Origin of the sequence: Streptomyces sp. NPDC015130 (genome assembly GCF_043080005.1) — a bacterium.
In the GTDB taxonomy this organism is placed as follows: domain Bacteria; phylum Actinomycetota; class Actinomycetes; order Streptomycetales; family Streptomycetaceae; genus Streptomyces.
Window position 1 is genome coordinate 218,349 of the sequence record NZ_JBIBVC010000008.1, and the last position, 17,610, is coordinate 235,958.

General features: G+C 69.2%; 19 protein-coding genes and 2 pseudogenes. 13 read left to right on the forward strand and 8 right to left on the reverse strand.

Features of this window, described 5'->3' with window-relative positions; genetic code table 11:
- The first annotated feature begins 81 nt into the window (after positions 1–81).
- The 4 genes from ACF08F_RS19310 to ACF08F_RS19325 all read left to right on the forward strand — a co-directional run bounded on the left by ACF08F_RS19310 (position 82) and on the right by ACF08F_RS19325 (position 2,679).
- Entirely contained in the window at positions 82–414 is a 333-nt protein-coding gene (locus ACF08F_RS19310) for a metalloregulator ArsR/SmtB family transcription factor (RefSeq protein ID WP_392299728.1), read from the forward strand.
- Complete coding sequence (locus ACF08F_RS19315; protein ID WP_392299729.1) at positions 411–1,136, forward strand: DUF2071 domain-containing protein; 726 nt, start codon at positions 411–413, stop codon at positions 1,134–1,136. The genes ACF08F_RS19310 and ACF08F_RS19315 overlap by 4 nt, the downstream gene beginning before the upstream one ends.
- A 128-nt stretch (positions 1,137–1,264) precedes the next feature.
- Positions 1,265–1,927: an HAD family hydrolase gene (locus ACF08F_RS19320; protein ID WP_392299858.1), complete on the forward strand. Its 663-nt coding sequence runs from the start codon at positions 1,265–1,267 to the stop codon at positions 1,925–1,927.
- Positions 1,928–2,337: 410 nt separating this feature from the next.
- Positions 2,338–2,679, forward strand: a complete 342-nt coding sequence (locus ACF08F_RS19325) for a DUF5713 family protein (protein ID WP_392299730.1) — start codon at positions 2,338–2,340, stop codon at positions 2,677–2,679.
- A gap of 311 nt (positions 2,680–2,990) precedes the next feature.
- Here ACF08F_RS19325 and ACF08F_RS19330 read toward each other — a convergent pair.
- Positions 2,991–3,215, reverse strand: a pseudogene (locus tag ACF08F_RS19330) (transposase); the annotation flags it as partial.
- Between the two features lie 276 nt (positions 3,216–3,491).
- On the opposite strand from ACF08F_RS19330, the gene ACF08F_RS19335 reads away from it, so the two are divergent.
- From ACF08F_RS19335 to ACF08F_RS19345, 3 genes are all read left to right on the forward strand, one after another.
- Positions 3,492–4,052: a YrhB domain-containing protein gene (locus ACF08F_RS19335; RefSeq protein ID WP_392299731.1), complete on the forward strand. Its 561-nt coding sequence runs from the start codon at positions 3,492–3,494 to the stop codon at positions 4,050–4,052.
- A gap of 914 nt (positions 4,053–4,966) precedes the next feature.
- The gene (locus ACF08F_RS19340; RefSeq protein WP_392299732.1) at positions 4,967–5,596 is read left to right on the forward strand and encodes a hypothetical protein; all 630 of its coding nucleotides are present in this window, start codon (positions 4,967–4,969) and stop codon (positions 5,594–5,596) included.
- 169 nt (positions 5,597–5,765) lie between these two features.
- Entirely contained in the window at positions 5,766–6,632 is an 867-nt protein-coding gene (locus tag ACF08F_RS19345) for an alpha/beta fold hydrolase (RefSeq protein WP_392299733.1), read from the forward strand.
- A gap of 470 nt (positions 6,633–7,102) precedes the next feature.
- Here the strand turns inward: ACF08F_RS19345 and ACF08F_RS19350 are convergent, their stop codons facing one another.
- A complete protein-coding gene (locus ACF08F_RS19350; RefSeq protein ID WP_392299734.1) occupies positions 7,103–7,654 on the reverse strand; it encodes a hypothetical protein in 552 nt (183 codons plus the stop codon).
- 201 nt (positions 7,655–7,855) lie between these two features.
- On the opposite strand from ACF08F_RS19350, the gene ACF08F_RS19355 reads away from it, so the two are divergent.
- Complete coding sequence (locus ACF08F_RS19355) at positions 7,856–8,452, forward strand: TIGR03086 family metal-binding protein (protein WP_392299735.1); 597 nt, start codon at positions 7,856–7,858, stop codon at positions 8,450–8,452.
- A gap of 168 nt (positions 8,453–8,620) precedes the next feature.
- On the opposite strand, the gene ACF08F_RS19360 is transcribed toward ACF08F_RS19355, so the two are convergent.
- Positions 8,621–8,989 (reverse strand): PRC-barrel domain-containing protein, encoded by a 369-nt coding sequence (locus ACF08F_RS19360; RefSeq protein WP_392299736.1) that lies wholly within the window; start codon positions 8,987–8,989, stop codon positions 8,621–8,623.
- A gap of 235 nt (positions 8,990–9,224) precedes the next feature.
- On the opposite strand from ACF08F_RS19360, the gene ACF08F_RS19365 reads away from it, so the two are divergent.
- On the forward strand, positions 9,225–10,370 hold the full coding sequence (locus tag ACF08F_RS19365; RefSeq protein ID WP_392299737.1) for a mechanosensitive ion channel family protein: 1,146 nt from the start codon (positions 9,225–9,227) through the stop codon (positions 10,368–10,370).
- Positions 10,371–10,450: 80 nt separating this feature from the next.
- On the opposite strand, the gene ACF08F_RS19370 is transcribed toward ACF08F_RS19365, so the two are convergent.
- Together ACF08F_RS19370 and ACF08F_RS19375 are read right to left on the reverse strand one after the other, a co-directional pair.
- Positions 10,451–11,116, reverse strand: coding sequence for a hypothetical protein (locus ACF08F_RS19370; RefSeq protein ID WP_392299738.1), 666 nt, complete (start codon positions 11,114–11,116; stop codon positions 10,451–10,453).
- A gap of 223 nt (positions 11,117–11,339) precedes the next feature.
- Entirely contained in the window at positions 11,340–11,948 is a 609-nt protein-coding gene (locus ACF08F_RS19375; RefSeq protein ID WP_392299739.1) for a TetR/AcrR family transcriptional regulator, read from the reverse strand.
- 148 nt (positions 11,949–12,096) lie between these two features.
- Between ACF08F_RS19375 and ACF08F_RS19380 the strand changes: the two genes are divergently transcribed.
- Both ACF08F_RS19380 and ACF08F_RS19385 read left to right on the forward strand, forming a co-directional pair.
- Positions 12,097–12,900, forward strand: a complete 804-nt coding sequence (locus ACF08F_RS19380) for an alpha/beta fold hydrolase (protein ID WP_392299740.1) — start codon at positions 12,097–12,099, stop codon at positions 12,898–12,900.
- 151 nt (positions 12,901–13,051) lie between these two features.
- On the forward strand, positions 13,052–13,849 hold the full coding sequence (locus tag ACF08F_RS19385; protein ID WP_392299741.1) for a hypothetical protein: 798 nt from the start codon (positions 13,052–13,054) through the stop codon (positions 13,847–13,849).
- Positions 13,850–13,943: 94 nt separating this feature from the next.
- Here the strand turns inward: ACF08F_RS19385 and ACF08F_RS19390 are convergent, their stop codons facing one another.
- Together ACF08F_RS19390 and ACF08F_RS19395 are read right to left on the reverse strand one after the other, a co-directional pair.
- The gene (locus ACF08F_RS19390; RefSeq protein ID WP_392299742.1) at positions 13,944–14,315 is read right to left on the reverse strand and encodes a S1 RNA-binding domain-containing protein; all 372 of its coding nucleotides are present in this window, start codon (positions 14,313–14,315) and stop codon (positions 13,944–13,946) included.
- A 10-nt stretch (positions 14,316–14,325) separates the two neighbouring features.
- A pseudogene (locus tag ACF08F_RS19395) lies at positions 14,326–14,568 on the reverse strand (dihydrofolate reductase family protein); the annotation flags it as partial.
- Positions 14,569–14,631: 63 nt separating this feature from the next.
- Between ACF08F_RS19395 and ACF08F_RS19400 the strand changes: the two are divergent.
- Together ACF08F_RS19400 and ACF08F_RS19405 are read left to right on the forward strand one after the other, a co-directional pair.
- The gene (locus tag ACF08F_RS19400; protein WP_392299863.1) at positions 14,632–15,561 is read left to right on the forward strand and encodes a hypothetical protein; all 930 of its coding nucleotides are present in this window, start codon (positions 14,632–14,634) and stop codon (positions 15,559–15,561) included.
- 101 nt (positions 15,562–15,662) lie between these two features.
- Entirely contained in the window at positions 15,663–15,899 is a 237-nt protein-coding gene (locus ACF08F_RS19405; protein WP_392299743.1) for a hypothetical protein, read from the forward strand.
- Between the two features lie 107 nt (positions 15,900–16,006).
- Here ACF08F_RS19405 and ACF08F_RS19410 read toward each other — a convergent pair whose 3' ends face one another.
- The gene (locus ACF08F_RS19410) at positions 16,007–16,504 is read right to left on the reverse strand and encodes a hypothetical protein (protein WP_392299744.1); all 498 of its coding nucleotides are present in this window, start codon (positions 16,502–16,504) and stop codon (positions 16,007–16,009) included.
- Between the last annotated feature and the right edge of the window lie 1,106 nt (positions 16,505–17,610).

A 17,610-nucleotide genomic window follows, 5' to 3' on the forward strand; every position in this document is an offset into this window, starting at 1 on the left:
CCGAAGCGGCCGGTCCCAACTGCCGGCGGAAGATGCGGAACCTCCTTGTTAGATATTTAGCTAAGGTGCTAAATATTGGGTATGACAGAAGCTCAGGATGAGGCGGGAGCCTTCCGCGCCCTCGCCGATCCGACGAGGCGCCAGATCCTCGAGGACCTCAGAGGCGGGGAGCTCGCGGCAGGCGAGATCGCGGCCAGGTTCGCGATCAGTGCGCCCTCCATCTCGCGGCATCTCGGCGTGCTCAAGGGGGCCGGACTGGTGACGGAGCGACGGGAGGGCAACCGGATCTACTACGCGCTGGCCGAGGACCGCCTGGCCACCAGCATCGGTCGCTTCCTCAGCGCCGTCTGCCCCGAGCAGATCGTGCTCCGACACACCAAATGGCGCTCCGGCGCGCAGGGCGAGGGATCATGATTCAGCCGCGACTGTCCAGCGTCATCGAACGACGACTCCTGGTGAACTACCGAGTCGCCCCCGATACCGCGGCACGCCTGCTCCCCGGGCCACTGCGCCCGCAGCTGGTGAACGGCTACGCGGTTGCGGGCATCTGCCTGCTGCGCTTGGGAAGTGTCCGGCCGGCCTGGGCACCCAAGGCGTTCGGAGTGCGGAGCGAGAACGCGGCACATCGCATAGCCGTCGAGTGGGACGGACCGGACGGCGTCGAGACCGGCGTCTACATTCCGCGACGCGACACCGCCTCACGGCTCAACGCCTGGGCCGGAGGCCGCCTCTTCCCCGGCGAACACGGCCGGGCCGACTTCGAGGTGCAGGAGACGCCCGATCAGGTGCGCGTGGCACTGGCGACACGGGACGGAGACACCCGAGTGGATGTCACCGTCGAGCTGTCCGACGAGCTGCGAGGCAGTGAGCTCTTCGCCGATCTTGCCGAGGCATCCCGTTTCTTCCAGGGCGGGGCAAAGGGCTTCTCGGCCACCAGCTCCGGCCGCCACCTGGACGGCATGGAACTGCGGACCGACGCCTGGCACGTGGAAGCCGGCCGGGTTCGCTCCGCCGCGTCGTCCTTCTTCGCCGACAGGGACTGCTTCCCCGCTGGGAGCGCGACCCTGGACTGCGCTCTGGTCATGCGCGACGTACCCGTCAGTTGGCGGGCTCTCCCGGCCATGGCTTCCGAGTAACGCCGCTCCACCGCCAACCGGCCCGCTCAGCCACCGTATCCATGACTGAGCGATCCAAGGCACGTATCGGAAACGCCCTGCGGCGCCTCCGAATCTGGCGTCTCGCGAGGTAGTGGGATCCTTGGGTGGTGTTCTCATCCGATCATGCGGGCGCCGTGTTCTTCGACGTCGACGGCACCCTCGTCCCTGGCACGAGTTCGTCGGTCTTCCTGGCCGGCTTCCTTGGTCATCGGGACGAGTTGGCCAAGGCCGAAGATGCCTACGCCTCCGGTGCCTTGGACAATCGGCAGGTCTCCGAACTGGATGCCGCAGGCTGGGCGGGGGTTCACGAAGACCAGGTCTCCGACTGGCTCGACGGACTTCCCTTGGTCTCGGGCATCGCGGAGGCCGTGACCTGGTGTCGGCAGAACGGGCTGGTGCCCGTGCTGGCGACCCTCGCCTGGTCGCCGGTCGGCAGCTACCTGACAGACCGCTTCGGCTTCCATGGGTTCAGCGGACCTCGGCTGGAGACCGCCGGCGGCCGGTTCACAGGCCGGGTGGCCCGTCACTTCGACGAGTACGACAAGCGGGATTTCGCGCTCGCGCTGGCGCGAGGACTGAAGCTGGCTCCCCGCTCGTGCGGGGCCGTCGGGGACAGCCGCTCCGATCTGCCGCTGTTCGCATCCGTCGGGTTGAGCGTGGCGTTCAATGCCTCGCCAGGAGCGCGCGAGGCGGCGACCGTCGCAGTGGACGACGACGACCTGCGGAGCGTGCTTCCCGCCTTGAGCCACCTGGTCACCGCCACTCGTTGACGGCCGCGATGAGGACGGTCGCCTCGTAGCGAACCGCGAGCTCGTCGCATCTCGGGGCCACAGCCTGTGCCGTTCGAGACGGTTCACGCGGCAATCAACCGCACGCCGCGCTTTGTGCCTTGTAGTCCTCGGCGCCGAACTCGGCCGGCCGCGACACGACCCGAGCTTCTTGCGGAGGGCGCCCCGCTTTGTTGCCCCGGGGCAACAACGGCGCTGTAGGCCGGCCCACTGGGCATCCCTCAGATCTCCACGTGCCACGAGCAAGATCATCCCGTCTCGACATCCACTGCCGATGCACGACGCTGTGAAAGTGCTGGTCACGAGCCGTCTGGCGTTCATGGGCGGCGTCGCTGTCAGTGCTGTCGTGCATGATCGGCGCGTCAGTTCTTCTACGGGGATGAGGTGGCGCCATGCCGATCACCAACGAGCAGGTAGCAGGGCACGCGTTTCTGCGGCAGATGTACGCGGACTCGTACTACCCCGATCACGTCGTCGACAAGGGCAAGGCGATCCTGTTGCGGCTGTGCGAGCGGATCGAGGCTGAGCAGCCGTCGGATCTGGGGGCCTTGTATGCGCTCACCCAGGCCGCGACGGAGGAATTCAACCATCTGGAGGCGGAGTTCGACGCAGCCGGAAGTGACATCGAGACGGTCGCGCGCGAGGTGATCGCCGAGAACTTCTGGTTTGTGGCGTCGGCATACGGGTTCAAGGACGCGGACGTAGAGGAGCTGATCGCCACCCGGGACTGGTGAGTGGCGCCCGATCGTGGTGGACGCCGGGCGGCAACCATCATGACGGAATGTTCACCAGCGAGGATCGCCTGCACGGAAAGCGAGTCCTCTTCGGGCGCCCAGGCTGCCCCCCTGGAGTCACGACATGGCGGAGGACGTGCCCGTGGGCCCGCATCCTGGAGAAACGCCTGGTGGGGCATGCCGGGGGTCCCCGACCAGGACGAATCTGAGCGATCAAGTTCGTAGCCAGACGGCGGTGGCTGCCGCCGTCGCAGTGCCGAGGTGGACGTGGCCGCGTCAGTCGAAGCGGGTGGCGGCGCACCGGTGCTGCTTCAGGCGGTAATTCGCTCGTGTGACGGTGTTGCGCGCGCTGCTTGTAGCGGTCCTCGCCGAAGCCGGCCACCCGTCCGCCGCGTGAGGCCGCTCTTCCCCGGGCCGAACCGTGCGGGCAGGTCACTCCATTCCTCCCCGGTTCGAACCCGGTGCAGAGTCCCGTCGATCACCTGCCGGTGATCCCGCGTACCTGCCACAACCCCGCTGCTGACTGGCAGGAAGGGTCGGAGGCGTTCCCCTCGGCATCCGTTGGATCGCCCGGCCCCATGCGCACATGAACGGCTCGGGCGTCACGGCCGTCACACGGGCAGCGCGCGGGAGATGGCTAGCTCAAGGAACTCGCACGAGACAGGCAGTCCTCCCGGGACAACATCGGTAGGAGCATCAGAAATCGGCGTGATCGCCCGAACGAGTCCTCACCGAAGTCGCGTCCGTCGGAGTTGCCACTGCGCGCAGAAACTTGCTGGCCGGCATCGGATCCATTCGTGGATGCTGCACCCGTGATCGAGCGAGAGGTCGCGGTTCGCATCGTCGAGGAAGAGCTGGACCGCGAGAACCAGAAGAGGGCGGCTCTGGGCGTCGACCCGATGCGCGCAACAGTGCTGTACGTAGACGAGCACGAGCTGGTCTGGAAGGTCTACTGGCAGTCCGAAGAGTACGCACGCACCCGCGACCCAGCCGCGATGTTGGCGGGACACGGGCCCTACCTGGTCGACCGCATCGACGGCGGACTGCACCGAATTGGAGCGGTCTCCGAGATTGAGGGAGCCTGGGAGGCCGACTACCGTGTTCGTATCCGCGGGCTCGTCGTCCGTACACCTGTGGATGATCTGCATGACGAGATACGCAAAGCTGCCGTAGTGCGCGGACGCATGCAAGCGGCACGTATCCTGCGCCTGAGACTACCGATGCTGTCTCCATCTCAGGCCCTTGAGTACGTGGATGCGTTGCTGCAAGCCGGTGTCCCGGCCCACCTGTTGACTGTCGCTGTTGAACAACTCATCGAACCCCTGAACCCCGTGCTCGCTGTGAAGACCATCCGGCAGGGTGAGCTCGGTTAGGGCTGGTCTCTCGCAAAAGTGGATCTTGGCCGTGCTCGAGTCGTTTGCTGCCGCGGAGCACCAAGCCGGGCCGTCCGCCGGTGGGGAGTCGGCGACAGCTCGTGGACGGCGTACGGGGGCGACCCGGACCAGCGTCGACAAGTCCGTCTACAGCAGCAGCATGCGGGTGAGCGCGGGATCAACCGGCTCAAGCGCCACCGTTCGGTTGCCATCAGGTATGACGAACTCTCTGCCCGCTACGAGGCAAGCGTGCGGGTCGCGGTCCTCAACGAGTGGCCGTGACGCGTCGACTCTCTGGCTACCTTCGACTGCCATCCTCGCGCAGTGCAGCACGGACCAGAGCGCCGTCCGCGGCGGGGACGGCGAGTGCCCAGTATCGGTCAGCGGCTTGCAGGGACAGCAGGCGGAACAGGTCCTCGTCGACCGTCCCGCTTCCCGGGCCGGTCACCGGGCCGGCCCCATGAACGTGGAACGGAGCGACCAAGGCAACGTCCTCATCGGACCCGCCCAGCACTCGCAACGGTCGCCACACCACTGGCGATGCTGTGGCAGGGTCCAGAATCAACGACCCTTGTCGGAAGCGGTGGCCGTCACGCATGAACGCGGAGACCTGGCGAGCCGCTCCTGCGTTCAACGCGGCGACGTCCGCCTCGGCGCGATGCCGATCGACTCCTGTGAGCTGGTCGAGGAGGCGACTCGGATGACGGAGCAGATCTGTGAAGGTCTGTGTTCCGGCGGCACGTCTTACGTTGTTTCGCCTCACCCCTGCCCCCTGCATACAGGGTCGCTGAAGCTGCCGCACATGGAGCAGTGGCTGGAGTCCCCTCCGAGCCTTCACCTCAGGGGCGGACGTGTGCGCAGGCCGGGCCGAAAATGCGATGAGCTGCGGTGACGGACCGTGGCACAGTCTCCGCATGTCCAACGACATCGCCTACCCGGTCTTCCGTACCCCCGACCCCGTACTCGCCCTGAGTGTCGCGCGCCGCCTCATGATGTTCGGCAGCTGCGAGTACACCAAGGTCTCCCTCTACGCGGAGATCCATTCCGTCGCCGAGGTGCGGCGAGGGGTAGAGAGGCTACCCGAGGGGTGGTTCCGAGGACAGGAACGGGACGGGGAATGCGACGTGCCGTTCGAGGACCTCCCGGCATGGCTCGTAGGCGTCCGGTGGTCAGGTCTGCCGGCCGACCCGGCGTCGTACGAGGGGCGGCTACCGGTGGAGTACGAGCTGCTCGACCAGGAGGTGGGCAGCGTCGAGGACGTCTTCACGGCGGCGATCGGACCGAGCATCGGCGAGATCAACTGGCAGGACCTGTGCTGGCCGGACGCGCCCGAAGTGGGATTCCACGGCGAGTCCAAGCACGCGGAGGTGACGCTCCTCCTCAACACCAGGACCCGCGAGTACAACGAACTCTCCGATGACCACACGGTCCTCGTTCACGTTCGCAGCGTCGACATCGACGGCCGTCAGGTGAGGGAGCCGTACGCGCACTGGCTCGCCAGGCAGGTGGGACTCGAGGTCATCGGGCCTGGACAGCGGTGCTGAAGCCTGGTGGCGTGGGGCTGGGACTTCGAGTGACTCGCTGAAGGGCACGGGAGAGAGGTCGTACAGGGCAGGACGGGAAGAGGCCGCCCGGCCCAGCCTTGCTCACAACTTGCCTAATCCGTAAGGCCCTTCTCATGTCACGGCCGGGCCGAGGCGCGATACTCGACCAGTGGACTCGATCTACCGCAGCACGACGGGCAGGGAGCTCATCCGGCGCTGGTGTCTCGACCAGCTCGCCGCATGGCCGGTGCCGCACGAACGCGAGACGGTGACTGCCCAGGGAGCAGAGACCCACGTGGTTCTCGCCGGCTCCGGCGAGACGACGGTCGTGTTCGTACCGGGCACCAACTTCAACGCCGCCGCGTCGCTGCCGCTGGCCACGGCCCTGGTCGCCGCCGGCCACCGGGTCCTACTGGTGGACGTCCCGGGCCAGCCCGGTCTCAGTTCCGGCGAACGTGGCCTCTCCGGCGGCCGGTTGCCCTGGTACGGAACGTGGTTGAGCGAGGTGATCGAGAAGCTCTCGTCCCAGCCGGTAACGGTCATGGGCCACTCCTTCGGTGCCGCCATCGCCCTGTCCAGCGCCTCTCGCCGGATCGAACGACTCGTCCTTGTCTCCCCTGGCGGCCTGACCAGGCTGAGGCTGACTCCCGCCGTACTGGCCGCATCGGCCGCCTGGTTCCTGCGCCCCGGACCGACGCACAGCACCCGGCTCCTGCGTGCGATGCTCGCGCCCGGTCATCCACCCCGCGAGGAACTGGTGGACTGGATGACACTGGTCGCCCGGCACGCGCGCTCCAGCGGGGCACCCGGCGCTGCCACCCTGCCCGCGCGGCCGATTCCCCGCCTGGTCGCCACGGGGGAGCACGATGTCTTCCTCCCACCGCAACGGCTCGGCCCGACAGTGCGCGTCGCACTCGGCACGGACCTCGGTGTGGTCTCCGACGCCGGACACCTCGTGGTCGAAGAATGCCCCGAATACCTGGCCGCCTTGCCGGACCTTCCGGGCCGGCCCACCTCCGATGCACCCGTGGCATAGCTGACCTCCGCACGTCGTGTCCCCCGACCGTGCGGGTCCCAGACCCCCACACACGGAGCGGGCACTTCCACCGCGCCCGAGTCGTCAGGTACACCAAGCCCCTTCCTTGCGATAGGAGCACCCCTTCGTGTCGGTACCGAGCACCGAGAACCCGGCGGACGGCCGCGGTACTTGGCACCGTCGTTGTCCCGGCTGCCGTGGGTACCCAGAGCGCTCACGCCTCCACCGCCGGCACCTCCTCCAGCACCACTGCCTCCTCCGTTTCAGCTCGTACCTCCGCCGTCCAGGCCACCTCCCGTGCCGCCGCCGCGTCGCGGGCCGTCCGGGCTGCGACCGTTCTCAAGAGCGCCCGCGCGGCCGAGGCACGGCTCCTGGAGGCTGGCCCACCTCAACTGGGCCGGCCCATGTCCTGAGCTCCCACATAGGTCTCGACTCCGAGCACGGGGCGGCCTGACGAGCTGGTGAGTCGCTCAGCCGGTGGTTCGCGAGGTGCTCAGGGATCGGGCGTAGTCGGCGAGTACACGGAAGTCGTTCTCCCGGAGGCCGATCCTCGGGTTCACGTGGTGGAGGAGTCCGGGGCCTCGGTGGTGGGCGGCTACGTACGTCTGGTCCAGCTCGCTCTGCTCGTCGTCCACCCATGCGAAAGGACGGCCGCCTGCGTAGTTCACCAGCGGCTCGGTCTTCCAGTGGATTCCATCAGGGCGTTCCTGGAGCAGGGCGCCGCCGAAGTCCACGAAGGGAAGTTCCGGGAGGCCGAGGACCGGTGCGATCCACCGGTTGGCGTCGTCCATCCATGTGGTGGCCCAGCACAGCTCGAAGCCGAGCTTGAGCAGGATCCGTCCGTGCTCCGGGTTGAGCCAGACCCGCAGGGGACGACGTCGGGACGAGAAGCCGCTGTCGTCGTCATGGGTGTCTTTCCGGGGGACGCGGAGTGTGGTGTAGCCGGCGGGACGCCTCTCCGGCTGGGCCGCGTAGGGGTTGAGCGGCCCGTCCACGTCGAGGAACAGCAATGGTCGATTCACGGTTTCCCCCGGTCGTGCGCACGGTGGACTGTCCCGTTCAGCGTAAGTGGGGGATTGACTCGGCAGAGGGCCGGGGCCTGAGGCTTCCTGGCGGGCCCGCCCTCCACCGCCACCTGCACCGACGCGCCCCCGTCCTCCGCAAGATTCGAGTCGTACGGTGTCGACCGATGAGTTTCGGGTGTCCGCGAGGTCTGCCCTGACATGGAGAACACTTCAGACACCGAACCGATCGATCTCGCAGCGGCCGCGACGCGCGTCGCTCGGCTCGCGGAGGGCGTCGACGACGCGCGGCTCGACGACCCGACGCCGTGTCCCGAGTACGCCGTACGGGAACTGCTCGGCCATCTCGCCGGGCTCGGCGTCGCCTTTCGCGACGCGGCCCACAAGCGGTTCGGGCCGACGACCGGTACGCCGCCCGGCTCGTCCCGTCCGGTGCTGACGGACGACTGGCGGACAGAGCTCCCGAAGGTGCTGGACGAACTGGCCGCCGCCTGGCGCGAGCCGGGCGCGTGGGAGGGGGACACTCAGGCGGGCGGGATCGACCTGCCGGCCGCCGTCATGGGGCGGATCGCGCTCGACGAGCTGCTGATCCACGGCTGGGACCTGGCGCGGGCGACAGGTCAGGCCTACGAGGTGAGCGAGGAGGAACTGAGAGTCTCCGAAGCTCTGCTGACTCCGACCGACGGCACCTCCGGCGACGGGTTCTTCGGCCCCGTCGTCGCGGTGCCGGACGGCGCTCCCCTGCTCGACCGCGTGATCGGCCTCAGCGGCCGCCGGCCTGACTGGCAACCGGCCTGAGGCCCAGGGGCCCGACAGGCACCCGGCCCGAGGCCCGGTCTCGGGTCCCGGGCCGGGTGCCTACGAGGCCCCGTGGACCCCAGGAGCCCACCGGGCGGTGTCAGCCTGCCGGCTCCTCTACAGGCCCGGGCCCGGGCCCAGGCCCCGGGCCTTCCCGCTCCCGTGATGTCAGATGATGCGGCCGCCGAAGGGACCGCCCGGTCCGTAGTACATGGACAGCGCGTCCCGGTAGTCCGGGTCACCGAGGTGCTTGTCGCGGTGGAACTCGGGGGCGTCCTTGATCTGCTCCTTCGTGCGGTCGACGAAGATCTTCCGCTCGTCCAGGTCGATCCGCACGACGGTGCTCGCCGGAAGGAGTACCTCCTTGCCGAAGATCCAGACTCCGGTGTCCACCACCAGGTATGCGTCGTCCACCTCGTCGGAGTGCTTGTCCACCTTCCCGATGCTGCCGTCGGTCGCCTCGACCTTGTAGCCGGTCAGGTCCGCACCGGCGAGGTGGCCAGAGGTGTCCTTGTAGCTCCACACGTGCTCGCTCACGCTTCACCAACTCCTGCGGTAGTCCGGGGACGGCCGGTGGTGTTCCGGCGTCCTCCGATTCCGTGTGCCGTACGCGGTGTGTGCCGTACGCGGCGGGACGTGGTTCCCGCCCGGGCTCCGCCTGCCCCGCCCCCGCCCACTCATTCATGGACCTTTGCGGACGGGCGTTTGACGTGCCTGCCAGGGGTGAGGCGTAGAGCCACGGGCCTGTCCGACTCATCTATGGAGGGAACACGTGGAGAGCGTCATCCGGCTGGCCGTCTCCGTCGGCGGCTCGGCGCTGGCGGCCTTCGTCGTCTGCAGGGCGGCGGACCTGCTGGCGCGGTTCGCCGACGCGCGGCATCCGGAGACCCCGCTGTGGGGGCTGCTGCGTCGCTGCCGTACGCCGTTGTACGTCGTCCTGCTGGCCGCCATGCTCAGCTGGACCTACCCGGTCGCGGCGGAGCCGGGAGGGCCGTTGGCCGAGCATGCGCAGACGGTGCGCCACGCCCTGCTGTTGTGCCTGATCGGCGGCGGAGCCTGGCTGACGGTGTGGACGGTCGCGGCCGTCGTCGAGTCGACGTACGCGCGGTACGCGGGACGATCACGTGACGCCGCACGGCTCCGCCGCGTACGCACGCAGGTCACACTGATCATGCGGGTGGTGTCCGTCGCCGTCGGGGTGCTCGCCGCCGCCGCGGCCCTGGTCACCTTCCCCTCGTTCCGTACCCTCGGCACGTCCCTGCTCGCCTCGGCCGGCATCATCGGCATCGTGGCCGGCGTGGCGGCGCAGTCGACGCTGAGCAACCTCTTCGCCGGCTTCCAGATCGCCTTCGGTGACATGGTCCGCATCGGCGACACGGTCGTCGTCGACGGGGAGTGGGGTGTCGTGGAGGAAGTGACCCTGACGTTCCTCACGGTCCGCACCTGGGACGAGCGCCGCGTCACGCTCCCCGTCTCGTACTTCACCTCGCGGCCCTTCGAGAACTGGTCGCGCGGCGGCCCGGAGATGACGGGTTCGGTCTTCGTCCACTGCGACCACAGCACACCGGTCACGCTCGTCCGGGAGCACCTCCGAGAGTTCCTCAGCACGTGCGGCACCTGGGACGGGCGGGCCTGGGACCTCGCCGTCACCGACACCTCCCCGACCGGCATCACCATACGGGCGATCGTGACCGCCAAGGACGCCGACGACCTGTGGACGACACGCTGCGCCGTACGGGAGGAACTCGTCGGCTGGCTCGCGCGAGAGCACCCCGGTGCCCTCCCGAAGGTCGTGACCGCTCCCGCGCCCGAAGCCTTCGACCCGCCGGAGGCAGGCGAGCGGGCACCGCGGCAACGACCGCCGCTGCGCCAGACCGACCGGAACCCCGCCACCCCGGCGGACACACCCTCGAACTGAGGCGTGGCCGCCGACCGGCCCAAACAGCCTGTGGGGACGTGAGGCAGGGTGCCGGCACCCCGAGATTCGGCCGGGGCGTTTCAGGCGGTGGTGCCTGGGCCCTGGGCCTGGCCGACGAGGTAGATCCGGTTGCGGAGTTCCGTCTCGGCCCAGTCCAGGTCGGCCCGCAGGTCGAACCAGACCTGGTCCTTGCGGTTCCCCGGCTGGTCCAGGCTGACGGCGACCCAGGAGAACACGCCCTCGAGGATTTCCCGCCTGCGTCCGGGGCTGGTCACGGAGAGAGCGAAGGGCAGGGCGATGCCGGCCCGTGTGACGATCATGCGACTCTCGTCGTCCGGTTCGGGGCGGCCTCCGGTGAGGTAGCGCGGTGCGTCGACCACCTTGATCCACTCGACGGTCGCGCCGGATACCTGCTCGTCCAGGATCTCCGCGATGGAGTCGCGCACGGCGGTGACGGGCTGCTCGCCGAGCCAGCCCAGCCAGTGGTCGGGCTCCGTGAGTTTGGCGAAGTCGTCCTTGGGCGGGCCGTAGTTCGGATTCTCCACGAACTCGCCCGTCAGCTTTCCGTCCTGGCCGACCCGCCAGACGCCTTGGACGGCCTCCCCGGGGACGTAGCCGTTGGGGTCGCCGATGAGCTCAGGATCGATCGCAGCGACCGAGCCGCCCGGGTTCGCAGCCGCCTGCGCGACGAGCTCAGGCGGAGGCGACTGCAAGATGCGCCGCCGCTCGGCCGAGATGTCCCCCACGTGAGTACCCCTTCGCCTTGTTCGTACGAGGACGGCAACACCGCCCCGCCGAGGGCATATTAGGCGCGCGGCCGGTGGCAGGGCGAGGCAACGACAGAACCCCATGACTCTGACCTGGGGATCTGGCCGAGCGTGGCGCGAACTGACCATGCCGCGCTGGTACGGAAGACGGAAGACGGAAGCCCGCCGGTGAGCACGGACGCATTCGGTGCGCCGACGGTGGTCAGCGGTAGGCGGCGAGGAAGACGCGCGCGCCGGCGGCGGCGTAGCGGTCGAGGTCGGCCTCGGTCTGCTGGGCGTTGCCGGTGAACATGGCCTTGTTCACCGGGATCCACAGCAGCAGGCCGGAGAAGTGGTTCGCGGCGAGGAGCGTGTCGTCGATGCGCAGGAGCCCTTGGTCTGCCAGACGCTGGAAGGTCGCCGCCAGCGTGGCGAGACCTCGTTGGAAGCCTCGCTCGTACCACTCGGTTCCCAGGTCGGGGAAGACGTCGGCGTTGGCGATGATCAGGCGCCGTAGCTGGATCACTCGGGGGGCGGTGAGCGCGGTCAGGAACTGACGGGCGAGCCGGGTGAGGTTCTGTTCCAGGTCGGCCTCGTCGACGGGGAGGTCGGCCAGGAGGTCGATCGTGGTGTCGAGCCGGTCGGTGGTGGCCAGGACGATGTCGGCGAAGAGCTTCTCCTTGTCGGAGAAGTGCTTGTAGACGGTCTGCTTGGACACCGCGGCCAGCTTCGCGATGTCGTCCATGCTCGTTCCCGCGTATCCCTTCTCCAGGAAAACGCTGGTCGCGGCCTCCAGGATCGCCTCGTGCTTGCGCGCTGATCGGCTGTCCATGGTCGTCACCTTCTCCATTCGGCTGCCGCGTCCCACGAAAGAGTACTGGACTGGCCAGTACTCGTTTGGGTACTGTACCGTCCAGTTCCGAACGTTGCAGGGCTTCCGGCCGCCCTGCGTACCGCGCAGACATAGGGAGTGGTTCTTCGTGGACAAGGTGTTCTCCGCCGACGGCACGGCCATCGCCTACGAGCAGCAGGGTTCTGGCCCCGCGGTGGTGCTCGTCGGCGGCGCTTTCATGACGCGAGGCGATTCCGCCGCGCTTGCCGTCCTGTTGGCCGAGCACTTCACCGTCATCACGTACGACCGCCGGGGCCGCGGCGACAGCGGGGACAGCCCGGCGTACGACGTACAGCGCGAGGTCGAGGACCTGGATGCCCTGATCGAGCACGCGGGCGGCGAGGCGATGGCCTTCGGCATGTCCTCCGGCGCCGTGCTGGCCCTGGAAGCAGTGGCCCGGGGCAGCGCCGTCTCCAGGCTGGCCCTGTACGAGCCGCCCTTCATCACGGACTCCAGCCGCCCACCGCTGCCCGTGGACTACGTCGCCCACCTCACGCACCTCGTGAAGCAGGGGGCGTACGGCGACGCCGCGGCCTACTTCATGACCGCAGCCGTGGGCATGCCCGCCGAGGCCGTCGCCGGGATGCGGCAGGCCCCCTTCTGGACCGGCATGGAAGCCACCGCCCGCACGCTGCCCTATGACGGCCGGATCATGGGCGACACCATGTCCGGCCGGCCGCTGCCCGCCGACCGCTGGCGGTCGGTGACCGTCCCCGTCCTCGTCGGCAGCGGGGACGCGGGTGCCCCGCACATGCTCACCGGCGCGCGGGAACTCGCCGCACTGGCCGACAACTTCACCCTGCACGTCTTCCCCGGCCAGGAGCACCACATCGACCCAGAGCTCCTCGCCCCCGTCCTGACCGGTTTCCTCACCACCGAGGAGCAGGGGTGAGCAAGGTCCGGAGAGAGCGCCGGAGAGCCGGCCTCGAGGACCGAGCCGGCCGCGCCGAGCAACCGTGTGGTGTGTTCACCCCCCCGTACCCCTCCTGTCCCGCCGCGCCTCGGCCCGCACCGTGTCAGAGGGCCGTGTAACACTGCGGCACATGTCTCTCGCCGATCTGCGTCTCGACCAGTGGCGGTCGTTCGACCTGCCGACCGCACGCCGCTTCGCCCGACAGGCTGCGGAGCTGGTCGACGGCCGAGTGTCCCTCGTCGAGACCGTCGACCATCTCAACGCCCCGCTGCACCGTGTCCGAATCGAGCGGAGTGGTCAGGAATTCGCTCTGATACCCGGCGGGGCGGTGATGCTCGGGTTCGACCTCGACGCCTGGCGCCCGACACCCGAGCAGGTCGCCGCCTACGCACAGAGCCTGGAGCAGGGCTTCGGCTACGGGGACGATCTCCGGACCCACCTGTCCCAGGTGCTCAGCCCGCGCCGGAGCGTCACCCTGGCCACCGTGCTCATGGCAGTGGACGACGAGAACCTGACCGAGCCGCCCGCCGACATGCCGGCAGCGCTCGCGGCTCGCGGCCTGCGGATGCCGAGCTCGGACGAGTGGGAGCACGCCTGCGGCGCCGGCGCCACGACCTTGTTCCGATGGGGCGACGACTGCCCCCTCGACCACATCCCCTACGGAGACTCGCACGGGCCGCAGAACCAGCCGAACGCCTTCGGCCTGCACATCGCCTACGACACCTATCGCACGGAGCTGACCAGCGACGCCACCGCGGTCCACGGCGGGGACGGCGGCGAGTCGGTGTGCGGCGGCTACGGGAACCTGCTGGGATGGCTCCCTCTCGCCACGGCCAACCGCAATCCCTTCATGGCGGAGTTCGTGTACGGCCCGGACGGCGAGGACCTCTACGAGGACTGTTCCACCCGCCCCGTGCTCGCGGTGTGAATCTTGGCGCTGCTACGCAGCACGTCTCAGCACAGCGAGCGGGAACGGGTTTCAGGCCGACCGATGTGCTACTGCCCAGAGCCTGCTTCCTCCCTCAGGATGATCGCTTCCGGTCCTGCGGCACGTTTCCGGCGGACAGGGTGAGGCGCTGGCGCGTGAGGTCGACGTCGATGATCTCGCCCGTGACGCGTTGGCCCTCCGTGACGGCATCCGCGGGATGGTCGATCCACCGCCAGCTCAGTTCAGGGCCTCTGATGAACCCGGTACACAGTTCGTCCGGTTCGCGGTCGAGGTTCAGGAACACACCGAAGTTGTGGACGCTCTGCACCTGACCTTGATGTGTCGCGCCACACGTGAGGCCGAGGAGGAACGTTCGCAGAGCAGGGTCCTCGCACGCTGAGGCGGAGGCCCTGACGTACTCCTGCAGAAAGCTCTTCGATGCCTCGCTCGACCGGGGTTCGATCATGCTCGTGACCCTACGACGCAGCGCTCGCGCGGCGTACCGGGTAGCACAGGTGAAGCACGCGGTTGCCCGGGATCACCACGTCAGGATCCTCCAGCAGGTGCTGCGCGTCGACCGATCCGAAGCAGCGCTTGCCGGATCCGACCACGACGGGTGCGACGTCCATGCGGACCTCGTCGATCAGGCCCGCGGCAAGGATCTGTCCGCCGGCGGCGCCGACGGCGACCTCGACGATGCGGTCATCCGCGAGCTCGGTGGGACCACCTCCAACCCCGTTCTCCTTCGCAGTTGTGTGGGGCCGACTTTCCGGTCGGGCACGGTGTCCTGGCACGATGACGCCATGGTCATCGGCATGCCTCCTTTGCTTCCCGGTCCCGCGGGCGCCGCCGCTCACGCGCGCGCCCTGCGCGATCGTCCTGACGCGTACGTGGACACACCGGCCGTGCTCGTCGCCCCGTACCCGCCCGGCTCCGGCCGCGTGGTCCGGCGGGAGGCGGTGCGTCCGGTGTACGCGGCCGTCGTGGCGGAGATCGGGGAGCCGACGCTGTACGGGGGCTCGGCCGCCGGCCCCAGCGTGCGCTGGCACACCGGCTCGCACGTGGTGCTGCTGGCGGGGGGCCCACAGGGCGCCACCCTGTCGGTGCACACGACGTCGGACCTGCACGGGCGCGAGTACTCGGTCGTGGAGTCGGGTTCGGTCGGCTGGCGGGCGGAGCAGCCGCACGGCTTCGACGCGCTTCCCTACCTCTGGCAGCTGCACCGGGGCCCGGAGCGATCGTGGCCGGCATTCCGCTGGGACGGTCATCACACCGCCGCGTCCTGGGAGCATCTGGAGTCGTCACTCGAACTGCTCCTGGACTCCTGGATGGAGCAGCTGCCGGTGCAGGTGCCGGGGGACTGGGCGTCGTTCGTCATCGGTTGCTCGCGGGACTGGCCGCGGCACCTGCGGGTGGGTTACAGCCAGGACCCCGGCCGGCTGTCACTCATGGTGGACCACCGGACCACGGCCGACGCGCCGGGCCTGGAGGAGACCATGCGGGAGCGGGGCTGGCAGGTGTGCGACGGCGGCTGGTGGCGCGCGGAGTTCACGGACGAGGACCCTGCGGCGGCGCGGTCCGCGGCCCGGCTGCTGGTCGCCGACGTCCGCGGCCGCGGGTCGGTCTGCCCGGACGAGCTCGTGGCCTGGGAACTGACGGTCAACGACCGCGGCCGGCTGTGGCTTCCGGGCATCGGCATGCCGGTCAACTGAACCCGGTCGGAGGAGCCTTCTATGCAACGCCGGGGGAGAGGGCGCGGCTGGTCGAAGCCGCCGACTGCGATCCCTTTCTCGGGTACGGCTGCGACGGTGATGTGCGATGGACGCCGGGCGCGGTGCGGGAGTGGTGGCGCGATCGTGGTCGGATCACGCAGTACCTGTCGGCCCACGACTGGGACGACGTCGACTGGGCACGGCAGGGTGTGGCGGCGGCGGTCAGGGACTACGAGTCCTACCTCGCAGGAGGCCTGGCGGCGGATCTGCGAACGTACCTCCACTGGCTGGAAGAGGGGCGGTCGCCCGTAGCCGGCGAACGGCTGCCCGACCTGTAGGGGGACAGGCGCCTGCTGCCCTGGTCCGCCGGATCCGGCCTGAAGTGCTTGTCCAGGAGCGGTGTCGGTGCTCTGGAGCGGGTGTTGTGGTCTGGCAGCTCGAAGGATCAGGGCCGTCCCCGGCCCCGGGGCTCCTGCGCCGTCCACCCCCAGCGCCAGCGGAGTTCCCCGCCTTCCGGGAGCGCGGCCCAGCGGGCGGCGGCGGAGTCCAGGTGCGGGGTCGTCCGGGCCAGGGCCGCCTCGTCCAGGGGTGCCAAGCCGACGCCGCGGCCCTCCGTGGGGAGGCCGCGCCACACCCGGTAGGCCCAGTTCACGGTGAGCTCGGCGGCCATCACGGCGTCGCCGCCCCGGCGCAGCACCTTCAACCCCGAGCGGCGGTGCCGGCCCGGGAAGACGAGCTCGAACCCCTCGAAGGTGGCGCCCCGCGCCATCGCCCCCCAGAAGCCGTCCTCGATGCCGAGGGCGGTCTCCACGACGGCGTGGACCAAGTCGTGCGGCAGGGTCGGGCCGACAGTCTGGGCGGGCAGCCTGACGTCCGGACCCTTGCGGGCCCGGACCAGGATCTCGTGCTGATTGTCCGGCAGCTTCCGGAAGTCCATCTCCATCACGGGTGACAGTAGGCCCGGAACCGTCCGACGCCCACCGATTTCTCTCTCCCTTCCACCCTCGGGCGGCCCGTGCCGCCCGGGGGCGGAGGAGAGTGCGGCCCTGCGCTCCGGTACTGGCAGGGGTCTCCGTCGCCGGCGCAACGCCAACGACTTCATGGTGACGGCCGGGCCCTGGAGCAACCTGGCGTTCAACAATCTGGGCGGACGGAGAAACGCCGAGGCCTTCACCTCCCTGCACGAGCTCGGACACACGCTGAGCCTCGGCCACGGCGACGTCACCAACTGCAAGCCCAACTACTGCAGCGTCATGAACTACACGCTGCAGTTCGCAAACATCGAGGCCGCGAGGCCCCTGGACTACAACAGCACGGCCAGGCGCACGGCCCTCGGCACGACACCGGCCACGGCGCTCGACGAGACGGGCCTCAACGAGAACAACGGCGTGCACGGGACACCGGCCGAACCCGCCCGCAACACCTGTACGGGGTCGGCGGCAAGATCCGGGTCGCGCCGGCCACGAACGGCCCCGTCGACGGGAACGGGACCAACGGCAACACGGAAGCCGATGTCCCCGCGGACATCAACCACATCTCGTCCATCGATCCCGCGGACCAGTGCGGATGCAGAGGCACCAGCGCGGGCCAGACCCATGACGGGTTCGACGACTGGGCGCACATCCAGTACAACCCCCGCCTCAGCACCGCCTTCTTCGCCGACGGCGCACGGCCGAACCTGCCACCGGAGCTGACCGAGGCGACGGTGCTCGCCATGTCGCAGAACGCCGACCTGACGATCGCCGGATCGGCCGACCGCCCCGCCGCGGCCGGCGGGGACACCGTGCGCTACACCACCACCGTGACCGGTCTCGGGCCGGTGCCGCCACCCACATCCGCGTCACCGACACCCTGCCGGCCGGCGTCTACTACAGCCAGGCGCTCGACCTCGGCACGGGCCCCAAGCCCCGCTCGGTGACGCTCAACGGGGACGGGACCCGCACCCTCGTGAGGAACGTGAGGTGTACGGCGAGGCCTCGGCAAGCCGCTCTCGCGTGTGATCGAACGCGTGTGATCGAATGCGTCTGCTCGAACGCGTCTGATCGAACG